This is a genomic window from Pseudomonas sp. KU26590 (genome assembly GCF_026153515.1).
GTDB lineage: Bacteria > Pseudomonadota > Gammaproteobacteria > Pseudomonadales > Pseudomonadaceae > Aquipseudomonas.
In genome coordinates this window covers 2,564,885-2,586,346 of the sequence record NZ_CP110644.1, presented here as the reverse complement: position 1 = coordinate 2,586,346, position 21,462 = coordinate 2,564,885, and the positions used below count along the sequence as shown (strand labels likewise).

The 21,462-nt window shown below is 60.7% G+C and carries 20 protein-coding genes; 10 read left to right on the top strand and 10 right to left on the bottom strand.

The features are described 5' to 3' along the window. Positions 1-20 precede the first annotated feature (20 nt). The 5 genes from OKW98_RS11490 to OKW98_RS11470 all read left to right on the top strand — a co-directional run bounded on the left by OKW98_RS11490 (position 21) and on the right by OKW98_RS11470 (position 4,024). Positions 21-923, top strand: coding sequence for a CsgG/HfaB family protein (locus tag OKW98_RS11490; protein ID WP_265389261.1), 903 nt, complete (start codon positions 21-23; stop codon positions 921-923). Continuing rightward, complete coding sequence (locus tag OKW98_RS11485; protein ID WP_265389260.1) at positions 907-1,416, top strand: curlin-associated protein; 510 nt, start codon at positions 907-909, stop codon at positions 1,414-1,416. The genes OKW98_RS11490 and OKW98_RS11485 overlap by 17 nt, the downstream gene beginning before the upstream one ends. 5 nt (positions 1,417-1,421) lie before the next feature. Beyond that, positions 1,422-1,730, top strand: coding sequence for a curli-like amyloid fiber formation chaperone CsgH (gene csgH / locus OKW98_RS11480; protein ID WP_265389259.1), 309 nt, complete (start codon positions 1,422-1,424; stop codon positions 1,728-1,730). Between the two features lie 340 nt (positions 1,731-2,070). Further along, on the top strand, positions 2,071-2,997 hold the full coding sequence (gene tal, locus OKW98_RS11475; RefSeq protein ID WP_265389258.1) for a transaldolase: 927 nt from the start codon (positions 2,071-2,073) through the stop codon (positions 2,995-2,997). 307 nt (positions 2,998-3,304) lie between these two features. Beyond that, a complete protein-coding gene (locus OKW98_RS11470; RefSeq protein ID WP_265389257.1) occupies positions 3,305-4,024 on the top strand; it encodes a carbonic anhydrase in 720 nt (239 codons plus the stop codon). Positions 4,025-4,274: 250 nt separating this feature from the next. On the opposite strand, the gene rssC is transcribed toward OKW98_RS11470, so the two are convergent. Beyond that, positions 4,275-4,757, bottom strand: a complete 483-nt coding sequence (rssC, locus tag OKW98_RS11465; protein WP_265389256.1) for an anti-sigma factor antagonist RssC — start codon at positions 4,755-4,757, stop codon at positions 4,275-4,277. Continuing rightward, on the bottom strand, positions 4,757-5,938 hold the full coding sequence (gene rssB, locus OKW98_RS11460) for a two-component system response regulator RssB (protein ID WP_265389255.1): 1,182 nt from the start codon (positions 5,936-5,938) through the stop codon (positions 4,757-4,759). Before rssB ends, rssC begins: the two co-directional genes overlap by 1 nt. 265 nt (positions 5,939-6,203) lie before the next feature. Between rssB and OKW98_RS11455 the strand changes: the two genes are divergently transcribed. Next, complete coding sequence (locus OKW98_RS11455) at positions 6,204-6,503, top strand: PilZ domain-containing protein (protein ID WP_265389254.1); 300 nt, start codon at positions 6,204-6,206, stop codon at positions 6,501-6,503. A 97-nt stretch (positions 6,504-6,600) separates the two neighbouring features. On the opposite strand, the gene OKW98_RS11450 is transcribed toward OKW98_RS11455, so the two are convergent. Continuing rightward, positions 6,601-7,302 carry a VacJ family lipoprotein gene (locus OKW98_RS11450; RefSeq protein WP_265389253.1) on the bottom strand — a complete coding sequence of 234 codons (702 nt, stop codon included), beginning with the start codon at positions 7,300-7,302 and terminating at the stop codon, positions 6,601-6,603. A gap of 201 nt (positions 7,303-7,503) precedes the next feature. Here OKW98_RS11450 and OKW98_RS11445 point away from each other — a divergent pair, with 201 nt between their 5' ends. Beyond that, positions 7,504-8,139: an HAD family phosphatase gene (locus tag OKW98_RS11445; RefSeq protein ID WP_265389252.1), complete on the top strand. Its 636-nt coding sequence runs from the start codon at positions 7,504-7,506 to the stop codon at positions 8,137-8,139. 111 nt (positions 8,140-8,250) lie between these two features. Next, a complete protein-coding gene (locus OKW98_RS11440) occupies positions 8,251-8,514 on the top strand; it encodes a DUF4404 family protein (protein ID WP_237253984.1) in 264 nt (87 codons plus the stop codon). Between the two features lie 418 nt (positions 8,515-8,932). Here the strand turns inward: OKW98_RS11440 and queF are convergent, their stop codons facing one another. The 5 genes from queF to OKW98_RS11415 all read right to left on the bottom strand — a co-directional run bounded on the left by queF (position 8,933) and on the right by OKW98_RS11415 (position 13,633). Next, the gene (gene queF, locus OKW98_RS11435) at positions 8,933-9,763 is read right to left on the bottom strand and encodes an NADPH-dependent 7-cyano-7-deazaguanine reductase QueF (RefSeq protein WP_265389251.1); all 831 of its coding nucleotides are present in this window, start codon (positions 9,761-9,763) and stop codon (positions 8,933-8,935) included. Between the two features lie 80 nt (positions 9,764-9,843). Next, on the bottom strand, positions 9,844-10,374 hold the full coding sequence (locus tag OKW98_RS11430; RefSeq protein WP_265389250.1) for a cupredoxin domain-containing protein: 531 nt from the start codon (positions 10,372-10,374) through the stop codon (positions 9,844-9,846). Positions 10,375-10,377: 3 nt separating this feature from the next. Continuing rightward, entirely contained in the window at positions 10,378-11,622 is a 1,245-nt protein-coding gene (locus tag OKW98_RS11425) for a lipoprotein-releasing ABC transporter permease subunit (RefSeq protein WP_265389249.1), read from the bottom strand. A gap of 69 nt (positions 11,623-11,691) precedes the next feature. Further along, a complete protein-coding gene (gene lolD / locus OKW98_RS11420) occupies positions 11,692-12,375 on the bottom strand; it encodes a lipoprotein-releasing ABC transporter ATP-binding protein LolD (protein ID WP_265389248.1) in 684 nt (227 codons plus the stop codon). A 7-nt stretch (positions 12,376-12,382) separates the two neighbouring features. Further along, positions 12,383-13,633, bottom strand: a complete 1,251-nt coding sequence (locus OKW98_RS11415; RefSeq protein WP_108119677.1) for a lipoprotein-releasing ABC transporter permease subunit — start codon at positions 13,631-13,633, stop codon at positions 12,383-12,385. Positions 13,634-13,781: 148 nt separating this feature from the next. Between OKW98_RS11415 and OKW98_RS11410 the strand changes: the two genes are divergently transcribed. Continuing rightward, the gene (locus tag OKW98_RS11410; protein ID WP_237253978.1) at positions 13,782-14,375 is read left to right on the top strand and encodes a PilZ domain-containing protein; all 594 of its coding nucleotides are present in this window, start codon (positions 13,782-13,784) and stop codon (positions 14,373-14,375) included. Positions 14,376-14,435: 60 nt separating this feature from the next. Further along, on the top strand, positions 14,436-15,158 hold the full coding sequence (locus tag OKW98_RS11405) for a glycerophosphodiester phosphodiesterase (RefSeq protein WP_133776925.1): 723 nt from the start codon (positions 14,436-14,438) through the stop codon (positions 15,156-15,158). A 42-nt stretch (positions 15,159-15,200) separates the two neighbouring features. Here OKW98_RS11405 and sthA read toward each other — a convergent pair whose 3' ends face one another. Together sthA and OKW98_RS11395 are read right to left on the bottom strand one after the other, a co-directional pair. Beyond that, positions 15,201-16,595: a Si-specific NAD(P)(+) transhydrogenase gene (sthA, locus tag OKW98_RS11400; protein WP_265389247.1), complete on the bottom strand. Its 1,395-nt coding sequence runs from the start codon at positions 16,593-16,595 to the stop codon at positions 15,201-15,203. Positions 16,596-16,881: 286 nt separating this feature from the next. Next, positions 16,882-21,438, bottom strand: a complete 4,557-nt coding sequence (locus OKW98_RS11395) for a dermonecrotic toxin domain-containing protein (RefSeq protein ID WP_265389246.1) — start codon at positions 21,436-21,438, stop codon at positions 16,882-16,884. Positions 21,439-21,462 lie beyond the last annotated feature (24 nt).

Below are 21,462 nucleotides of genomic sequence, written 5' to 3'. Positions count from 1 at the left end.
TTCTTGCGGGAAGAGAAAGTATGCGCGTCCGTCCCCTCATGTTGATGTTCACCGCCGTCATGCTGATTGGCGGCTGTACCACGTCTCGGCCTGCCGCGACCATTTCCCCGGCCACGCTGTCACCTGCGACCCAGAGCCTGCGTGACCTGACCCACCTGCCGCCCCCCGCTGGCCCCATCAGCGTTGCGGTGTACGGCCTGCGCGACCAGACCGGGCAGTACAAACCGTCGCCCGACAGCTCGTTCTCCACCTCGGTGACCCAAGGCGCCGCGTCGCTGCTGATCAGCGCCCTGCGCGATTCACGCTGGTTCAAACCGGTGGAGCGCGAGAATCTTCAGGACCTGCTCACCGAGCGCAAAATCATCCGCGCGCTGGAGCAGCCCCAGGATCAGGCCCAGGTGCAACTGCCTGCGCTGCGGCCGGCGAACATGATCATCGAAGGCGCCATCGTCGCCTACGAAAGCAACGTGCGCACCGGCGGCATCGGCGTTCGTTACCTCGGTGTCGGGCCCTCGGAGCTTTATCGCCAGGATCAGGTGACCGTCAACCTGAGGGCGGTGGACATCCGCACCGGTGACATCATCCAGAGCATCACCACCACCAAGACCATATTCTCGATTCAGGTCGATTTCGGCATCTTTCGATTCGTCTCCCTCAAGCACCTGCTGGAGGTCGAGACCGGGGTGTCGCGCAACGAGCCCGTGCAGCAATGCGTGCGCGAGGCCATCGAAACCGCGCTGATCCACATGATTGCCCAAGGTGCGCGGGACGGCAGCTGGAACCTGAAAAACCCTGCTGACCTGAACAAACCGCTGCTGCAGAGCTATCTGCAGAGCTACGACGAACAGATGACCACCTTGCCGCTGGCTGATGCGGACAAGGACATCGTTGCCACAGGAGAGAAGAATGAAACGCAACGCTAAAGAATTCGGCTGGATCGCAGTGGCACTGCTGCTCACCGGCACGCTCGCCCAGGCGCAGGATCTGGTGCGCGAAGACCGCTATGCGGACATCACCGTCGGCAACAGCGTCGCCACCATTTTGCAGATCGGCACTTATAACAATGCTCGCGTTGATCAAAGCGGGGCGCGACAGAATCAGGCAGTGAGTCAGACCGGGAGTCGCAACCAGGCGGTGGTCAACCAGAGCGGCGTCAACAATGCCATCACTGCGCAGCAGACCGGCACGGCGAACACCGCGCAGGTCAGTCAGTCGGGCAACAGCAACCAGACCGGCGTGACGCAGCAGGGCTCTGACAACGCCGCGAGCGTGGTTCAGAGCGGCGCCTACAATCAAGCCTTCGTCGGGCAGTACGGCCAGGCCAACCAGGCCAGCGTTACCCAGGCCGGATTCGGCGGCGCCGTCTCCATCAAGCAGTTCGGCGACAACATGAACGCCAGCGCGACCCAACGGTGACCTTGATGATGGACTTTACGCAGCTGGTGGTGACGGTTGACGCCCAGCGCAGCGGCTCGACGGTGGTGATCCGCCCGCACGTGGAGAATCCTGCGCCCCTGACGCTGCAATACCGAATGACCGTCAGGCAGAGCAGCGCGCAGGGCACCTCCGCCATCAATCAGCAGGGCGATCTGCAGAGTGGCGTCGCGGCGAACAGCGTGAGCCTGAACCTGCCGGCCGATGCAACGTGTCAGGTTCATCTGGAAGTCTTCGACCAGACCACGCTGATCAAATCAGTGGACAGCGACTGCGGCGAGACGACCGCTCGCTGATTCCGACCCGAGACTGGTTTATAAGGATTAGCCGCTCAGAGCACCCTGCCCCGGCCAGTCCCTGACCGTCAGCGGATAAGATGCCAGGCGCCGGGAACATCCCGGGCGGTCCGGGCTCCAACCAGTCTGGATCGAGTATCCGCCCTCCTCGGGAACCGACAGACCATGACCCTGCGCCGCCCTCTGAAAAAGCGCGCATCGCCCGGATCATGGCTAACACGCAGGTACGCCGTTTGCGCAAATGCAGGCGTCTAAACCCACGTGTCTGTCGCGGTTTACGCCCTTGAGTGACCGGCGGCGCTCGGGTAATGTCAGCACAACCACAGGACAGAGCACGCTCATGACTTCCAAGCTGGAACAACTCAAGCAATTCACCACCGTCGTTGCCGACACCGGCGATTTCGCCGCCATCGAAAAACTGAAACCCGTCGACGCCACCACCAACCCTTCGCTCTTGCTCAAGGCCGCTTCCAGCGAGAGCAACAGCGACCGGTTGAAAGAAGCGTTCACCGGCAGCAACAACGACATCAACGTCGCCAGCGACCGTTTCGCCGTCGCCATCGGCCGTGAAATTCTGAAAGTGGTGCCAGGCCGTGTATCGACCGAAGTGGACGCGCGCCTGTCGTTCGACACCCAGGCCTGCATCGAGCGCGCCGACCGCATCGTCGGTTTGTACGAAGATTTCGGCATCGGCCGCGACCGCATCCTGATCAAGCTGGCGTCGACCTGGGAAGGCATCAAGGCCGCTGAAGTGCTGGAAAAGAAAGGCATTCAGTGCAACCTGACCCTGCTGTTCTCCTTCGCCCAGGCCCAGGCCTGTGCCGACGCCGGTGTGTTCCTGATCTCGCCATTCGTGGGCCGCATCTACGACTGGTACAAGAAAGCCGAAGGCAAAGACTACGTCGGTGCAGAAGATCCGGGCGTGCAGTCCGTGACCCGCATCTACAACTACTACAAGGCCAACGACTACAAGACCGTGGTCATGGGCGCCAGCTTCCGTAACCTCAGCCAGATCGAAGAACTGGCCGGCTGCGACCGTCTGACCATCAGCCCTGACCTGCTGCAGAAACTGGCAGAAGACAACGGCACGCTGGAGCAGAAACTCAAGCCGGGCAACGGCGGCGAACCGCGCGTGACCCTCAACGAAAGCCAGTTCCGCTGGGCTTCCAACGAAGACGCCATGGCCACCGAGAAACTGGCCGAAGGCATTCGCCAGTTCGCCCGTGACCAGGTAGCAATGGAAAAAATGCTGTCCAACAAAGCCTGACGCTTCAGTGTTCAGCCCTGGAACAGGTCTACACCTGTTTCAGCCTCAAAACGCCCGGTGCATCGCATCGGGCGTTTTGCATTTCAGCGATAGACGTGGCCGCTCTTCGTTATGGGGTTGCACTCGCAAACCTGAAGTTTCGATACTCAATTCTGCCAATGTTGTATTTCCTTTCTTCTCCGTTAACGTTAACTAGTTGCAAAAAGTTATCGATCCATTTATTAACTGAAGGTGAAGTGGCAGGCTTACAGTGCCAACTTTGGGATCCAACACTTAACATTTATATCCCTTTCGCGCCGAGGTTTTAATGAATCCAACGATGTCTCGCCGAAAAATGCTGCAGTGCGCTTGCTGCCTGCCAGCAGCTGCTGTTATGGCGCAACTCCCAATAACCGCGTTTGCCGCATTACCGGCTTCTCCGCGCACTGCGCTGACCGCTGATCAAGCGCTGGAGACGCTGCGCGAAGGTAATAAGGCCTTCGTCAGTGGCAAGGAAACCAAGATCGAAACCAACCGCGAAAGACGTCTGGAGATTGCCAAAGGACAAACACCTTTTTGCGTATTGATTTCCTGTTCGGATTCACGTGTACCACCAGAGCTGCTTTTCGGCCGTGGTCTGGGCGAGCTGTTTATTGTTCGTAACGCCGGCAATACCGTCGACACAACGGCGTTGGGCTCGATCGAATATGCAGTGAGTCAGCTCGGCGTGCCGTTGATCGTGGTCATGGGCCACGAAAAATGTGGCGCGGTGGCTGCGGCGGTTTCGGTTGTCGAAGACAACGCCGTCTACCCCGGGGCCATTGGCGAAATGATCGAGCCGATCATTCCCGCAGTGCTCCTTGCCAAGGCTAAAAATACCAACAATTTGCTGGAAGACTCGGTGAAGAGCAACGTGCAGCGAACCGTCAAGCGTTTGCGCACGGCGTCTGAGCCAACACTGGTGAACCCTATCAAGGAAGGCAAGGTTCGCGTGGTTGGCGCCTATTACTCGCTGGAAAATGGTCAGGTTGAATTCTTCGACGTATAAACAGGCTCACGCTCGGAACAATTGCCTCGAACCCATCCTAACCAGCGCGCGTTGACTGACGCGCACTGCAGGGCAAGCTTCTCGAAGGGGATATCGGGCAGTGAAATCGATAACGATGAGCGGCCACATCTACCGCTGATATACAAAACGCCCGATGCGATGCACCGGGCGTTTTAATGTGCTGAAACAAATTTAATCCTGTCTCAGGACCAGAGCGCTCTATTCAGAGGCGGGCGTGTAACTGGCGTTGCTACGGGTGTTCGAGCGCGTTGACCAGATCGCGGAAGGCTTCGCGGTTCGAGTCATTCAAGCCCATCAGGATCTTGTGGGCCTCGAGGACCTTGGCCTTGACCACCTCTTCGCACTGATCCTGGGTCGGCAGGTCGCTCAGGGCTTCAGGACGCGGAATAGGCCGACCGACGATGTTGAACACCTGATCGAAGCCCATGGACTGCAACAGGCGGGTGATGTCTTCGTGGGTGGTGACGACCGTCGGCAACAACCCGGCCTTCTGGCGCGAGAGGATCGACAGCTTGGCCAGCAAACCGAGGGTCGTGCTGTCGATGCTGCGGGTTTCGGTCAGATCGATGACCACCGTCGAGAAATTCATCGAGGTGAAGATTCGTTCAATTGTCGCATCCAACGCCGAGCACAGCGTCAGACGCACTTCACCCACAAACTTGAGGACGAATGTGCCGTCTTGCTCCGCGAACTGGATTCTACCGGTACTCATTAAAGGTTCCTGCTCAACACCAACAAGGCGATATCATCCGGCATCTCCCCTAGCGTGGCCAATCCAAACGTCTGGCGCAGACCATCCAGGCTGCCCCCCGCCGCCTTGACCAGTTCGGGCAAGTTGGCTTCTTTCTCTTTGAGTGTATCACCTGGCAGAAGGTCCAGAATGCCGTCAGACAGCAGCGTCAGACTAAAGGACTCCGGCAGATCAATGACGTGATCCGTGTAAGTGGCTTCGTTGAACAGCCCGACGGGCAGACCACGGCCTTCAAGGTAGTGCGTTTCACCCGGGGTGTAGAACACTGGCAGCGGCAAATGGCCGCCGACGCTGTAGGTCAACTGCCCGGTGTCTTCGTCGATCACTCCGCCCACCATCGTTACATGCTTGCCCAGCTTGCAGCTGATCAACCCGCGATTGATGTGGCCCAGCACGTCAGAAGGTTTGAACTCAGGCAAGCTGCCGCCGCGCTTTGATTCGAACAGCAGGCGCGTGGTCATGAATTTCAACAGCACGGTGATGAACGCAGACGATGCACCATGGCCGGACACGTCCGCCAGGTAGAAGGCGACGCGGCGCTCATCGACCCGGAAATAGTCAACGAAATCGCCCGACAGGTACAGCGACGGGATGATCTCATGTTCGAATTCGAACGCGTCGATGGCCCATGGGCTGGTGGGCAGCATGTTCATCTGCACCTGACGGCCCGCGTCCTGGTCTTCCTGCAGCAAGTGCAGGCTGGCCTCGAGTTCGCGGTTGGCGGTCTCCAGCTTCTGTCGGTATTCCTGGTTTTCGTGGATAAGGCGCGCCCGATCCAGTGCACGGCGGACCGAGTGCTCAAGCACGGCGAGGTCTTCGAGGGGTTTGATCAGGTAGTCGGCAGCACCAAGGCGCAGCGCTTCGACGGCATCGCTCATCACGCCTGCGCCAGACACCACGATGACCGGCGTTTCCGGCGCAAGGCTGGTGACCTGACGAATCAGCTCGAGACCGCCCACCTGCGGCATGCGCAGATCGCAGATCAGCAGATCGGGCTTTTCCTGCTCGAAAGTCTGTAGACCCTGCAGGCCATTACCGGCTTGCAGAACGCTGAACCCACTGTCTTCCAAATAGGCCGCGAGACTCGCGCGCACTACTTCGTCGTCATCGATGATCAGCAGCGTGGCACTGGTTTTTTGCATGTGGGCAAACGGCGCCAGATTAGGTTGGCGTAGGCGGCTGGTTGCAGTCAGCCCGCGTACTGGATTCGCTTCTAGCCTCTCTGGCTCAGGTAGCGGACTTTTGGTCAAACGCTTCACATGACAGAGCTGCCCTTCAAGGCGCAGACGGTACTCCCATCCGCCTGGCGTTTCAAGCGTGGCCCCGCTGCCGAGCGGCGTCTTTACATCGCAAATCGCCCGGAGTTATAAGAACCGTTAAATCACCAATCAAAACAAAGGATGTGCCATGGGCCAGCTCGATCGCGATTACGAAGAAAAACGGGATTACATTCGCATGCGGGTCGATGCGGACATCAGCCTGATCTACGCCGGCCAGATTATCCCGGCGGTCTGCGTGGATTTATCCAGCTCCGGCATGCAGATACAGGCGTCGCGCTCGTTTCAGGTGGGTGACAAGATCAGCGTGAGCATCGACTCCGAGCACGCCGCGCTCAAAGGCCTGGAGGCCGATACCGAGGTGGTCTGGATTGCCGACATCGACGGCGGCGAGCAGAAACTGGGCCTGACGATCCTGGCGATGAAGTGACGGCAGCCCGGAACTCCGTCACAATTTCGAAAAATAGCGAAAATAAAAAGGCGACCCTCAGGTCGCCTTTTTAGCATCGTTTTCCAGACCGGCTGGATCAGAAGTCGTCGACGACCTTGCCGTCTTTGACTTTGAACTCGCGGTTCTGCAGGTAAGCGTTGCGGATGAAGATGTATTTGTCGCCATTGATCAGCTTCTCAGCCGACAGCAGGCTGGCACGGGTATCGACAAGGCTCACGCCCAGCGCGGTGTTGCGCGTCGGCACATGATCAATGTAGCGCCAAGGCTGGGTGTAGGTGTCAGGGTACTTGGCGAAGGCGTCACGCACGGTGCTCGGACCGAACAACGGCAGCATCACGAAAGGACCGCTACCCACGCCCCAATGACCGAGGGTCTGGCCGAAGTCCTCGTCGTTGCGCTGCAGGCCCATCTTGGTGCCGACGTCGAAGAAGCCGAGCAGGCCGAAGGTGGTGTTGAAGATCAGGCGCGCGGTGTCGACGCCAGCGGCTTCAGGCTTGGCCTGGAGCACGTCGTTGGCAAAGTTGGTCACTTCGCCGACGTTCTTGAACATGTTGTGGATGCCGTCTTCGAGGAACTGCGGCGTGATGAACTCATAGCCCTGGGCGATGGGTTTCAGCGCGTAGGTGTCGACGGTGTCGTTGAAACGGAAAATCGCACGGTTGACGCCTTCCCATGGATCTTCGTCTGCCGCGTTTGCAGCCATCGGCGCCACGGCCAGACTGGCCCACACGCACGTTCGAACCAGACGATTGATAAAGCCTGCACCGTTCTCGGGCATAGCTGAGACTCCCAGTCAAAGTAATGAAGCGGGCGCTACGCCCCAAACCAAAGGCGGGAGTATAAAGCCTTCTGTGACTATTTACGTCGCTGAAATGGTCGGGGTTTTGTAGGGCAATAAACATCCTGGATCACTGTCATCATTCAGTCATCGATTTGTCATGGCAATCCCTTAGCGTCAACGGCTTTGAGAGGGAATGCCATGCTCGCCCCGGTCGCCGTCGCTGCTCCGTCGTTCACCGCTGTATTGTTCGGACTCAGCGGATGCCTCGTCGACTTCGGCGCCCAGACGCGCACGCTGCTCGACAGTGATGGCAAGTCTCTTGTCTCAAAGGACGCCCAGCCCTTCGCAATGCTAGCGCCCGGTGCGCTCAACGCGTTGAAGCATCTCAAGCAGCACGGCATTCCCTGCGCCTGGATGGATGAATACCCCTCCTCCATCACCGACCAGCTGGCTGCGCCGCTCAGCGCCCTGATTCTGCCCACGCCCGCGCCGACCAACCGCTGGCCTGCACCTGATGCATGCTGGCAGGCGCTGATGACCCTCGGCGTCAAGCAACTGGACGGCTGCGTGCTGGTCAGCGGCGATCCGCGCCTGCTCATGGCCGGCATCAACGCAGGGCTATGGACGGTCGGGCTCGCGTCATGCGGGCCGCTGTGCGGTTTGTCGCCCGAGCAATGGGCGGCCTTGAGCGATCTGGATCGCGAGCGCCGTCGCGGCCGCGCCACACTTGAACTGTATGCCGCCGGCGCGCATTCGGTCATCGATCATCTGGGCGATCTGGAGTCGTGCCTGGCCGATATCACCCTCCGCCGGCAGAAGTCGGAAAAGCCCTGAGATGACGGGGGTCATGCACAGCGGCCCGGAGTGGATTAGTCTAGGGCGGTCAAGGACCTTTGCTTGCGCATTGCGGTCCATCGAGAGACCCATCAGATTAAGGAAGACCCCATGTCCGTCAGTGACTTGCAACTACAACTCAACACCTTGCGCGAGCAACTTGAGCAGAATCCACAGCTGACTCTGGAGGAGCGCGGCAATCTGACCGAGGTCATGGAGCAGATCCAGGCACAGATCGAACTCGAGACAGTGTCCCAGGACCCGAGCATTGCCGATGGCGTCAACCTGGCGGTCGAGCGATTTGAAGTCGATCACCCCACCATCGCCACCACATTGCGCAATGTTCTGGTGTCGCTGGGCAGCATGGGGATCTGATTCAGGCATCCGCGCGCTCACCTCATTGAAACAGACCGGCTCGATATCGTAGGAGCCGGCTTGCTGGCGAATGCGGCGTGTCAGTCACCCTCGCATCGTCTGAGCATTCGGGTTCGCCAGCCAGCCAACTCCTACGGATCTTGTGTGCGCCGACGATCGCCTGCGTTGCCGAGATCCCCTGTAGGAGCGCGCTTGCCCGCGAATGCGGCGTGTCAGTCACCCTCGCATCGTCTGAGCATTCGGGTTCGCCAGCCAGCCAACTCCTACGGATCTTGTGTGCGCCGACGATCGCCTGCGTTGCCGAGATCCCCTGTAGGAGCGCGCTTGCCCGCGAATGCGGTGGGTCAGTCGACATCTTCGTTTCAGACCCACCGCGCTCACCAGCAAGCTGGCTCCAACAAGTGGGGGCAACAATGCCTCACTGCCGCGCGAGACGCCCGTTCTCCAGCGTCAGCATTTCGGTGCTGCGGTACGGGTTGATGTCCAGCCCGCCCCGCCGCACGTAACGCGCATACACCGTCAGTTTCTCCGGCTTCAGCAAGCGCTGCAGGTCCATGAATATGCGTTCCACACACTGCTCATGGAAATCCGAATGCTGGCGGAAGCTGACGATGTACGCCAGAAAACTTGCGTGATCCAGCGCCGCGCCGCGGTACTCCACCGCGACACTGCCCCAGTCAGGCTGGCTCGTCACCGGGCAGTTGGATTTGAGCAGATGGCTGTGCAGCGCGTCGTCCACCACACGCGATTCATCGCAGCGCAGCAGTTCGGGCTGAGGACGGTCGTAGCTTGAAATGCTGACGTCCAGGTTATCGACACACACACCCGGCACCGCAACGATACCCTCGGCCTCGATGTCCTTCAGACTGCGAATGCGCACCCCAACCGGTTTGCCTGCGGCGGCTGACAGGTCTTTCTCCAGGGTGGCGATCAGTTCGGCTTCAGACGCGAACGCGGTCTGGTTGAGCGAGTTCAGGTACAGCTTGAACGACTTGGATTCGATGATATTCGCCGAGTCAGCCGGAATGCTGAACTCACCAATGGCCACCACTGGCTTGCCCGACGGTAGCAGCCACGACAGCTCGTAACAATTCCAGAAATCGACACCCTGATAAGGCAGCGTCTCGGCGGTCAGTCCCAGCTCCGCCCACTTGGCGGCGCGCGGAATCGGGAACAGCAGCGACGGGGTGTACGTGGCGATGTATTCGCTGGACTTGCCCAGCGGCGAGTGTTCGGCTGCGGGATGCATGACGGGACCTGAACCTGAAAAAAGCGGCTGTTAAAACCAAGGCCGCGAAGTTTATCGGGTTCGGCCCGGGTTTTCAGCGTTTACTGACTGATCGCCACCTTGCCGACCATGCCCGCCTGATAATGCCCGGGAAGATTACAGGCGAACTCCAGGCCCGTGGCGTCGTTGAACGTCCAGGTCAGCTCCGTAGTCTCGCCGGGTTCGACCAGCACACTGTTAGGGTCGTCGTGCTTCATGGCCCCCTCGGCGTGCGACATACCATGGTCCATCCCGGCCATGTCGTGCTTCATGCCGGTCGGGGTGAGCATGCCGCTGGCAACCATCTTCAGCATTTCCTGCTGGTGGGCCGCGTGCATCGCCGCATCACCGAGGTTGAACTCGTGCAACAGCCGGCCCTTCTTGACCAGCACAAACCGCACGGTCTCGCCCTTTTTCACGTCCAGGGATTTTGGCTCGAAATAGATATCGCCCAGCGTCACGTCCACCGTACGCGTTGCCTGAGCGGCATCGGCAGCCTGCCCGAAGGCGAATTGCTCGCCAGGGGAAGCCTGCGATGAGACGCTCACACCCAGCAGCACGGCAGCAGCGAAAAGACGAGGCAACATGGGCATCTCCTATTCGTAGCGCAACGCGTGGGCCGGCTGGATCTGTGCAGCGCGGTAGGCCGGGTAGATCGTTGCCAGGAAGCTGAGGATAAACCCGGCACTGCAGATCAGCGCCACATCACTGCCTTCGAGCTGCGACGGAAGATTGCTGATGAAGTACACGTCCGAGGTGAAGATGTGCTGGCCTGTCACGCGCTCGACCCAGCCGACGATCTGACTGACGTTGATCGCTGCGATCACGCCCAGCACGCCACCTATCACAGTGCCGACGATGCCGATGACGGTACCCTGCACCATGAAGATGGTCATGATCTGCCCAGGGGTGGCGCCAATGGTGCGCAGGATTGCGATGTCGGCGCCCTTGTCGTTCACCACCATGATCAGCGTGGCGATGATGTTGAACGCCGCCACGGCAACGATCATCAGCAGCAACAGGCCGATCATGGTCTTTTCCATCTTCATTGCGCTGAACAGGCTGCCCTGGGTGTGGGTCCAGTCATCGGCCTTGTAGTCCGCACCGAGGCCGGCGGCAATGGCCGTGGACACCTGGGGCGCGGCGTACAGATCGGTCAGCGCCAGGCGCACGCCCTGCACCTGATTGGGCTGCCAGCGCTGGATGACCGCGGCATCCGCGACATTGACCAGCGCCATGGAACCGTCCAGCTCGGCGCCCACTTTAAACACGCCCACCACCGTCAAACGCTGCAGGCGCGGGGTGATGCCGCCCGGGGCACTGCTGATTTCCGGGACGATCAGTGTCAGCTTGTCGCCGACGTTCAGGCGAAAGCGCCGGGCCGTGATTTCGCCGATCACCACACCAAATTCGCCCGGCTTCAAGTCCTGCAACCGGCCCTGCACGATGTGCTGGGTGACGATGGAGACTTTGGATTCCAGCGCCGGGTCGACGCCGTTGATTTGAATCGGCTGCATCGAGCCCTTGTACGACAGCATGCCGTCCATTTCAGTGAACGGCACGGCGGCCGTCACTTGTGGGTTCTTGAGCGACGCCTTTGCGGCCGGCTGCCAGTCGTCCAGCGGCTTCACGCCGGAGATCACTGCGTGGGGCACCATGCCGAGGATCCGCGAACTCATTTCCTGCTGGAAACCGTTCATCACGGACAGCACCACGATCATCGCCAGCACGCCCAGCGCCAGCCCGATCATCGAGGTCATGGAAATGAACGAGATGAAGTGGTTGCGACGCTTGGCCCGCGTGTAGCGCGTACCGATAAAGATGGATAACGGTCTGAACATTCGTGGAGCACCGTAACTAAGCAGCTAAAAGTGAAAAAGCCGATGCCCGAGAGACATCGGTTGTGTGGGTCAGGCTTCGACCAGACGGCCGTCTTCGAGCCGCCACACGCGGTCCATCTGCCGGGCCAGCGTCATGTCGTGGGTCACCACCAGAAACGCGGTGCGCGACGACGTGCTCAGCTCCAGCATCAGGTCCTGAATCCCTTGTGCGGTGTGGGAATCGAGGTTACCGGTTGGCTCGTCGAGCATGACCAGACCCGGCTGGTTGACCAGTGCGCGGGCAATCGCCACCCGTTGACGTTCGCCGCCCGACAACTCAGATGGCTTGTGCGCCAGGCGATGCTTGAGCCCTACCCGCTCCAGCAGCGCGGTCGCGCGCTGACGGGCTTCAGGAATCGGCGTCTTGCCGATCAGCAGCGGCATGCAGACGTTTTCCAGCGCAGTAAATTCGGCCAGCAAATGGTGGAACTGATAGACGAAGCCCAGAGCGCGATTGCGCAGCAGGCCGCGAGCCTTTTCGTTCAGCGCCGAAAGCTCTTCGCCCGCCAGCCAGACACTGCCTTCGGTGGGCGTGTCGAGGCCGCCAAGCAGGTTGAGCAAGGTACTTTTGCCCGACCCCGAACTGCCGACGATCGCCACGCGCTCGCCGGGGTGCAACTCCAGTTGCAGGCCCGACAGGACGACCACGGATTCCGGACCTTCCTCGTAGGATTTGCCCAGGTTGCGGCAGCTCAGTACAGCTTTATCACTCATGCCCGACTCACTCATAACGTAGCGCCTCCGCCGGCTGGGTGCGCGCAGCACGCCAGGCTGGATACAGGGTGGCGAGGAAACTCAGGACCAGCGCCGCGCCGCATACCAGCAGCACGTCCTGGGCCATCAATTGCGAAGGCAGATAGTCGATGAAATAGACATCCGCATTGAGAAACTTGTGGCCGATCAGGCCTTCCAGCGCCGAAATCGCCGAACTGACGTTGAGCGCCGCAAGAATGCCGACCCCGGCACCGATCAGCGTCCCGACCACACCGATGACCGTACCCTGCACCATGAAGATCGCCATGATCTGGCCCGGGGTCGCGCCCAGCGTGCGCAGAATGGCGATGTCACCGCGTTTGTCGTTGACCACCATGACCAGCGTGGAAATGATGTTGAACGCCGCGACCGCCACGATCAGCAACAGCAGCAGGCCGATGATGGATTTCTCCATGCCGATCGCCTGATAGAGGTTGCCGTGGGTGCGCGTCCAGTCGCGGGAGTAATACTGGTGCTCGCCGAGGTTCTGGGCGATTTCATATGCCGTGCGTGGCGCCTTGAACAGATCGGTGAATTTCAGGCGCAAGCCCTGCACCTGATCCGGCTTCCAGCGGTGCAGGCGCGCCAGATCCTGCAGATTGGTGACGCCCAGGTAGCCGTCCAGCTCGCCGGCGCCGACATGAAAGATGCCGACCACGGTGAAGCGCTTCATGCGCGGGAACATGCCGGCAGGTGTCACGGTGACTTCAGGGGAGACGAAGGTGACTTTGTCGCCCATTCCGACACCGAGCTTGGTCGCGGCCTTGTCGCCGATCACCACGCCGAAGCCGCCCGCGACCAGATCGTCAAGACTGCCCTGCTTCATGAAGCCGTCGATGATCGACACCTTGCGCTCCTGCGCCGGGTCGATGGCATTGAGCAGGATCTTCTGCACATTGCCGTTGTTGGTCAGCAGGCCTTGCATCTGGGTGAACGGCGCAACGGCTTCAACCTGTTTGTTCTGTTTGACGCGGGCAGCCAGGGCCTGCCAGTCATTGATCGGCTCGCCGGACTCGATGGTGGCGTGGGGCACCATGCCCAGCACGCGGGTGCGCATCTCATGGTCGAAGCCGTTCATGACCGAGAGCACGACGATCATCACGACCACGCCCAGGGCGAGGCCGATCATCGACGTCAGGGAAATGAAGGAGACAAAATGATTACGGCGCTTTGCACGGGTGTAGCGCGTGCCGATGAATACAAAAAGAGGTCTGAACATGTAGGGGCTTGTTCGAAGGAATGGGAACGTCCTTGTGGCGGGCCTGGGCAAGCGGCTTTACACTCGAATCACCGCCCGATCTTGCTCGAAAAGCTGAGCTATGATTTTGAGCAATCACTCTGACAACCGCCGCTAACACGGGTTCGCCATGCCGACACTAGATGAAGAAGAACGCCGCGAATACTACCGTATCGAGGACAGCGTCGCACTGGAAATTAACCGCATCGCCGGCCCCGGCACGGGAGATGAACCTGGCCATCACGACACGTCCACGCTGTTCGATCTGCTGAGCGAATTACACGTCGCCGAGTTCGAATCCCAGCACCTGCTGCGCCAGCTGGATGATCGCGACCGCACCACCAACAGCTTCCTTCGGGCCATGAGCAAGCGCATCGACCTGCTCGGCCAAGTGGTTGCGCACACGGCGCTGGGCAAGCTCGGCGCCCCGCAGCGCGTGATCATGTCCGAAGGCGGCCTGCAATTCGAGACCCCTCAACCCTTCCCGCCCGGCACCCTGCTGTCGGTGAAAATGGTGCTGATGCCCCAGGCTTCAGGGATGATGCTGCGCGCCCGGGTGACGCAGTGTCATGCGTTGACCATCGGCGATTTTGACGTCGGCACCGAGTGGATCGACCTCACCGACGCCCAGCGCCAACTGCTCGCCCGACACATCCTGCAACGACAAGCCGCGCAACGGCGACTGGCCCGGGAGCAGACCGACCCCGACGCAAAGCCGAACTGATTCCAGCGCGACCTGTTCCAGCCCGACTTATTCCAGCGCTATGCCTACCAAGGAGTGATTGTGACCATTATTTACGGCCACCGCGGCGCCAAGGGCGAAGCACCGGAAAACACCCTGACCAGCTTTCAGGAATGCCTCAAACACGGCGTCAAACGCTGCGAACTGGATCTGCACCTGTCCCGCGATGGCGAACTGATGGTGATCCACGACCCGACGCTCAAGCGCACCACGGACCGGCGCGGCAAGGTCGTCGAACACGATGCCGCTGATCTGGTCACCTACGACGCGCGCAAGGGCGGTCCCGGTTGGGTACAACCCTGCCCCATTCCACGGCTGGAAGAGCTGTTCGAGAAATGCCCCTTCGATCACTGGCAGCTGGAGGTCAAAAGCGCGTCGCGCACCCGTGCGGCGACAACGGTGCTGGCCATCCGCGAAATGGCTCAGCGCCACGGGCTGCTGGACAAAGTGACGATCACGTCGAGTTCTCGGGAAGTGCTGCGCGCGGCGCTGGAGCTGACGCCGGACATTTCACGCGGACTGGTGGCCGAATACGCCTGGCTTGACCCGCTGAAAGTGGCGCAAGGATACGGCTGCGAAATACTCGCGCTGAACTGGACGTTGTGCACGCCAGAGCGCCTGAAGAAAGCCCAGAACCAGGGCCTGCATGTGTCGGTGTGGACAGTCAACGAGCCCGCGCTCATGCGCAGACTCGCCGACTTCGGCGTTGACAGCCTGATTACAGACTTTCCCGGTTTGGCCAGCGCCACCCTTGGGAAGTACTGAAATCGGTCTCCCCGGCCGGCTCAGGCCACCGGCCGGAGCCGCTCAAAAAAGCCGGTTGAGGCCGTCGTACGCCGCGACCCGGTAGGCCTCGGCCATGGTCGGGTAGTTGAACGTGGTGTTGACGAAGTACTTGATGCTGTTCAACTCCCCCGGCTGGTTCATGATCGCCTGACCGATGTGCACGATCTCCGATGCCTGGTCGCCGAAGCAGTGCACGCCGAGAATCTGCAGGGTTTCCCGGTGAAACAGGATTTTCAGCATGCCGACCGGCTCGTTGGAAATCTGCGCGCGGGCCATGCTCTTGAAAAACGCCTTGCCCACTTCGTACGGTACCTTGGCGATGGTCAGGTCGTGTTCGTTCTGGCCGATGGAGCTGATCTCAGGGATGGTGTAGATCCCGGTCGGCACGTCGTTGACGAACCGCCACGCGCCGTTATCGACCGCGCTACCGGACGCCGACCGGCCCTGGTCGTACGCCGCACTGGCCAGACTCGGCCAGCCGATCACGTCGCCTGCGCCATAAATGTTCGGCTGGCTGGTGCGATAGGCTTCGTCGACATCGATCTGCCCGCGACCGTTGGCCTTGATGCCGACGTTCTCCAGACCCAGCTTGTCGGTGTTGCCGGTACGGCCGTTGCACCACAGCAAGGCGTCGGCCTTGACCTTCTTGCCGGACTTGAGGTGCAGGATCACACCGTTGTCCAGCCCTTCAACGCGCTCGTATTCCTCGTTGTGGCGAACCATCACGTTGTTGTTGCTGAAGTGATAGCTCAGGCCCCGGGAAATTTCCGAGTCGAGGAAGCTCAGCAACTGGTCACGGTTGTCGATCAGTTCGATCTCGACACCGAGACCGCTGAAGATCGATGCGTATTCACAACCAATGACCCCTGCGCCGTAGATGATCAGTTTGCGTGGCGTGTGACCGAGGCTGAGGATGGTGTCGCTGTCATAGATACGCTTGTGGGAAAAGTCGATATCGGCGGGGCGATAAGGCCGCGACCCAGTGGCGATAATGATCTGATTGGCGACCAGTTTTTCCACGATACCGGTATTGCACACCACGTCGATGCTGCGCTCATCGGCAAAGCTGCCGGTGCCGAAAAACACGTCGACACGGTTGCGCGCGTAGTAACCGGTGCGCGACGCCACTTGCTTGGCGATGACCCTCTCGGCGTTCTTCAAAACGTCCGGGAACGAAAACCAGCGCGGCTCGCCAATGGCGCGGAACATCGGGTTGGTGTTGAACTGGATGATCTGCTTGACCGAGTGACGCAGGGCCTTCGACGGGATCGTGCCCAGGTGCGTGCAGTTGCCGCCAACCTCGCGACGGCTATCGACCATGGCAACCTTGCGCCCGGCCTTGGCAGCGTTCATCGCCGCGCCTTCACCCGCCGGGCCTGAACCCAGCACTACCACGTCGTAGTTGTAGACAGCCATGCGTACTCCTCAGAACTGGCCGAGACACCACTCTGGTGCCTCCGGCTGAATCATGCCGCTGCTGGCGGCATGAAGGATCGAAACTCGCGGCGCAGTCTAGTCTCACCGAACGGAAACGACCATTAACCCTTGGTCGCGTCCCCGGCAGACGTCTCTGCGCTGCCGCAGGTCGAGTGCGGGAAACCACACTCGACTGCAGAATTGCTGCGGATGATAAATCCCCTGCGTGACGAATCCTAAAAAAATCGCACGCCCAGGCATCTGTCTCTACAGCGGCTCGAGGAATTCACTCAGCCAGATGCAGGAACAAGCGCTGCGCAAGCTCCTTGCCAATGGTGCTGCGATAAATGCTCACCACTTCCTTGTTGTCCTTGGCGGCCTTGAGCAACGCCCTGTAACCCAACAGGCGTTGCTGCGGAAGCTTCAAATGGGCAGCGGTAAACTTATCCGCTGCGGCATCTGCGCTCCCATAGTGAAAGTGGGCCCACCACAGCAACTGACCGTCTTTGTCACGGATGGCATATTCCTGCACGAAGTCGTCGCGTCGAGCCCCCGACATGTTTTTTCGACCGTCGAAACTGGAGATATTCACTTCCCGCTGCCGATCCAGATAACTGACGCGGCTGGCCGTCGGCGGTTGGCGCTTGATCATCTCGATTCGCAACTGACGGCCCTGCTCACGCAGCCGAGCCTCCCCGGCCCGCAGCTGCGCCATCATCCCTTCCAGCGCTTGAGAAGCGCTCTCCCCGGCATAAGGATCATTCCCATGAACCTGCAGCTTCTGCACGAGGTCCCGAAGCTTGTCGGCTTTTTGCCCGAGAATATCTTCCATGTCCTCGGGCTCGTTGGCGCGCCTCGATTGGCGTACGGCATTGGCGATGTCCGGTTCGACGCGCTCCAGCAGGGCCTGTGCGCGGCGCATAAGCTCTGTCAGCGGCACAAGGCTGTCACGACTGACAGGCCTGGGCCTCTGCGCCTCCAGCTCGACCCACTCGCCTTCGGCGTGCTGGTGATAGGCGCCAATGACTCGATCACCTGTGGCTGCCTGGACTTCGACCACCTCGCCCAGGGCAGGCTCCTCACCCTCGCGCAGACGGCCGATCAAGGTGCGCTGGCCGCGGGTCTTGATCACTCGTTTGCGCGTCTGCATCACCCTGGGGACATACTCGGCCGGTGTGTCTGCGGGTTCCTCGCTCTCGCGAATGAGGTCCGAAAGCCGGTGCTCGGCGCGATCGGAAATGACCGACAGATCATCGAAGAAACGCTGGAAATGCTCGGTGTTCATGGCCTCCGGCTCGCTTTCGAACGCGGCCAGCGCAACCATCGACGCGCGGTCGTACTCGCGCAGTGAACTCTCCAGTACACAGATCTGTTGGGCGATCGAATAATCGTGCGGCTTCTCGAGTTCGGCCTGGGAGATGAGCGCCCCATGCAGGTCGTCGTCATTGAGCAGGCGCTTGAAGTTGACCGCTTTATGGCCATCAATGATGCTTTCAGGCTTGAAGCACAACTCAAGGGACGACCACATGCGGCTGGCCCTCCAGTCGAGCATGGCAAACATGCGGCTGTTATAGAACTCCAGCGCTTCCGTGCGCCAATAGGCTTCACCGACTTTCGGAACAGCCCGCAGCCTTTGCCACAGGCCTTCCCTGACAAGTGACCACTTCACGCCGGTCTCTTGCAGCACCAGCGACTTTTCAAACAGTGCCAGATAAAGCCCGACATTCTCGGCAGAGACCTGGTTCGACAAGGCACGCATCTGCACCAGGTCTTCCTTGGCCAGGGTCAGCATGTCGCTCAACAGCACGCCCTCCAGCAGGCAAATGCGCCGTGCAATGCCTTGCAGATCTTTTGCGTAGACCTTGTCGCTGGTTCGGTCGGCAGGCCTTAGCTGCTGGTCGAGTTCGGTTTTGCGGTCAATGATCGTGATCACTTCGCGGATGTCCGTCTCAAGCGCCGAAATCACCGCCGGGTGCTGGTCGATTGGCAGACTGTCGAAGCGGTTGTCGTTTTCGACGATCCTGGCGTAAAGCTCAGTCTGGCGCTGGATCAGCTCGGCCTTTTGCGCATTGACCCGCTTGAGCCGGGCAGCGTTTTCCAGGGCCAGTTGCCGAGCGCTACGCTTGGGCCCTCCTCCGTTAAGGCGCAGGGTCAGGTCCAGGCGCCAACGCTCGCCGTCCCGCGCAAGCCGAGGCCCGGTGCGGTGCGCATTGTGGGGATCAACAATCTGCACTTCGTTGTCGCTGACCCTGACTTGATAGACGGCCTCATCCAGGGGCGCATACAAAGCGCCGTGCCACTCATAGAGACCTTGGGTGCCAGCGGCGGATGACGCCTCTGTGAGTGGGGGTTTCGGCACGACTTCGAACGTTTGCAGGGCTGCCCGCTGGGCGGTGTTCAGTCTCAGATCGGGCCGTGCCCAGGAAAACTCCAGCCGGGCGCTGAGGCTTGCAGGCGGTGAAACAGCCACAGCGGCGGGCTTGGGTGCAGACACCGGGCGCGCTGCGAACAGCTCGGCCAGGGTCGGCCGGGCGAGCAAGGGCGTGTACCGGCGGCCCGGGCTCGCGCCATTGCCCAATCCGTTGTGCAACAACAGCATCGCCACGGTCAGCAGCAGGGTGGCCATGGATTCGGCGCGCTTGCTTGCGCCGGCATCGCTGCCGGCAGACACCGCGGCTTGCGCATCGGCCATGAGCTGCACCAGCCACAGCGCAGTACTGACCGGCCCGGAGACGAGAGGCATGACCATGCCCAGCGCCAGCCAGCCGCCACGCTTGAGCAACGCCCAGCGACTTTCGGCGTTGGAGGTTGACTGCCTGTCCGCCAGGTCAATCAGCGCTGATGTGTTTGCCCTGTACAACGCCATCAGCGGCTCACCTGCGACCTCGTCGAGCGCCAGCTGCGCAGGCGACGGCGTTTCCAGAGGCGCGAATTCCGAGCCCTGACCGAAGCGCAGCACATGCGGCTGATCGAATCCGCCATTGGCGTACACCTGCCGTGCGTGATCGGTCATCCAGGTCAGGACCTCTTCCTGAAGTTCGCCTGCTTCGGCGATTGCCCCACGCAAGGCCTCCAGGGAGCTGTATTCGCTCAACGATTGACGCGAAAGCGGCCGATACAGCACCACCGGGCCTCTGCCAGGGTCACGATCGCCGATCACGAACATGTTCGTCACCACGTCGGCCGGGGCCCCTGCGCGGGCGCGAAAGGCCAGCGGACGCAGCGTGGTGTCGCGCAGCGCCGACGGGCGCTGATCCTGGGGCAGCACCAGCGCGGCCACCAGGCCATACGCCGCGGCACAAAAGTGCGAGGCGGCGCGAATTTTCTGCTCCAATGCCTGAAGGGGCAATTGGGCGCGCAGTTGATCGATATAAAGCGCCTGGCGCCTGGCGGACTCACTGGCGTCATTCAGCAGAACTCGCGCCACCAGCGCAGGATAATCGCGCCCGATGTTCACTTGACACACCAGCAACCTCAGGTAGTCCGCCGTGAACCACGCGGGCACTGGCTTGCCGTCCCGACGCACCACCTTCAAGGCACCGGCCGGCTGACCCGAAAGGTTGTCCAGCGCAAATTCGGCGACGGTGAGGCGTATCGGCTCGACAGCACCTGAGGTGATGACCTGACCACCGCTTGGCACTGCCACGGCAACTACTTTGCTGATAACGACCTGCAGATCGGCGACCGACACATCGGTGGCCTCTGGATGGTCGGCCAGCAGTGCCCGCTGCAATTGCTGATGGGCGTAGTCGAGAAGCGGCGGCAAGCCTTCATCAAAGGTTCTTCCACCCGACCTCGCCTGAGCGTCCGCCAATGCGATCACCCGTCGGCTGAAATCCATGCGGTCAGTCGCACTGGCGCCCTGCAACCACGGCGCAAGTGTTTCAGCGCTTTCCATGCCGGGAACCCGAGGCAGCAAAAGAGGCGTGATGTCTGTCACTGCCGCGAGGCGCTGCTCGACGCTGGCGAAATCCTGCACTGCGGCACGACCCGCGTTACCGACACGCCACAGTTGCCGCTCAAGCACCGCCCCGGCCAAGGCGTCGAATATGTCGTGCTCTGGCTCACGCAGCGTCCAGGAGGCGGGCTGCGCCTCTGTGTCGACAAGGTTGAAACTCGACAGGAGGTCAGCGTGGGACGCATGCCTGACCACTACGCCCGGCGGATGCCAGGTGAGAAACACTTCAACGCCGCGCCAGACACCGATGACGACCAGCACTGGCAACGCGACGTCCTGGGAAGAACTGCCGAGACCTTGATAAGGAATGCAGGCACGAATGACGTCGTCCGCACGGGTCTTGTCGAGCGCGACCATGAAGTCCCGTTGAGTCTTGTCGGCGAAACCCGCGATGGCGCGCAGTAATTCGCGCTCGCTCTGGTGGAGGCCCGGGGTGTCGGCCAGTGCTTTCGAATAATGTTGCTTGAGCGCATCGGACATCCCCGCCCAAGGACTTTGACTGCCCGTCGTCGCCCAGAATGCAACAAGCGCCTGTTGAAAGTGCTCGATCAGCTCCAGAGAAAGGGTGTCGACCAGCAGGTTCAGTCGTTCGAAATCGATCGGCGTGCCTGTCGCGCCGGGGACCTCGGGCTGCAGCACCAGCGTGTTGACCGTGGTGTTCCAGCGCGGGGTTTTACCACTCAGAAACGCCTGCTGCATATTTCTCAAAAGGGTTTCCGCGTGCTGAGCACCGCCAGGGGTTGACCGGGTGATGACGCACGTACGAGGGTCAATATCAAGGTTCGGGAATTCCTGATCCAGCGCCTTGCGCAGCCGTGCAAGGGTGATATCGCCCAACACAGGACGTCGGGAAAAAACATGAATCAAATCGATAGTCGGGCTCATTGGCCAGTTAACTCGTGCAGTTGG

Coding starts and splice junctions, on each gene's coding strand:
- csgH (WP_265389259.1), top strand. CDS start 1,422: ATGATGGACTTTACGCAGCTGGTGGTGACGGTTGACGCCCAGCGCAGC.
- OKW98_RS11455 (WP_265389254.1), top strand. CDS start 6,204: ATGGGCCAGCTCGATCGCGATTACGAAGAAAAACGGGATTACATTCGC.
- OKW98_RS11415 (WP_108119677.1), bottom strand. CDS start 13,633: ATGTTCAGACCTCTTTTTGTATTCATCGGCACGCGCTACACCCGTGCA.
- OKW98_RS11425 (WP_265389249.1), bottom strand. CDS start 11,622: ATGTTCAGACCGTTATCCATCTTTATCGGTACGCGCTACACGCGGGCC.
- lolD (WP_265389248.1), bottom strand. CDS start 12,375: ATGAGTGATAAAGCTGTACTGAGCTGCCGCAACCTGGGCAAATCCTAC.
- OKW98_RS11430 (WP_265389250.1), bottom strand. CDS start 10,374: ATGCCCATGTTGCCTCGTCTTTTCGCTGCTGCCGTGCTGCTGGGTGTG.
- OKW98_RS11490 (WP_265389261.1), top strand. CDS start 21: ATGCGCGTCCGTCCCCTCATGTTGATGTTCACCGCCGTCATGCTGATT.
- OKW98_RS11445 (WP_265389252.1), top strand. CDS start 7,504: ATGCTCGCCCCGGTCGCCGTCGCTGCTCCGTCGTTCACCGCTGTATTG.
- OKW98_RS11485 (WP_265389260.1), top strand. CDS start 907: ATGAAACGCAACGCTAAAGAATTCGGCTGGATCGCAGTGGCACTGCTG.
- OKW98_RS11440 (WP_237253984.1), top strand. CDS start 8,251: ATGTCCGTCAGTGACTTGCAACTACAACTCAACACCTTGCGCGAGCAA.
- OKW98_RS11470 (WP_265389257.1), top strand. CDS start 3,305: ATGAATCCAACGATGTCTCGCCGAAAAATGCTGCAGTGCGCTTGCTGC.
- tal (WP_265389258.1), top strand. CDS start 2,071: ATGACTTCCAAGCTGGAACAACTCAAGCAATTCACCACCGTCGTTGCC.
- queF (WP_265389251.1), bottom strand. CDS start 9,763: ATGCATCCCGCAGCCGAACACTCGCCGCTGGGCAAGTCCAGCGAATAC.
- OKW98_RS11410 (WP_237253978.1), top strand. CDS start 13,782: ATGCCGACACTAGATGAAGAAGAACGCCGCGAATACTACCGTATCGAG.
- rssB (WP_265389255.1), bottom strand. CDS start 5,938: ATGCAAAAAACCAGTGCCACGCTGCTGATCATCGATGACGACGAAGTA.
- rssC (WP_265389256.1), bottom strand. CDS start 4,757: ATGAGTACCGGTAGAATCCAGTTCGCGGAGCAAGACGGCACATTCGTC.
- sthA (WP_265389247.1), bottom strand. CDS start 16,595: ATGGCTGTCTACAACTACGACGTGGTAGTGCTGGGTTCAGGCCCGGCG.
- OKW98_RS11395 (WP_265389246.1), bottom strand. CDS start 21,438: ATGAGCCCGACTATCGATTTGATTCATGTTTTTTCCCGACGTCCTGTG.
- OKW98_RS11450 (WP_265389253.1), bottom strand. CDS start 7,302: ATGCCCGAGAACGGTGCAGGCTTTATCAATCGTCTGGTTCGAACGTGC.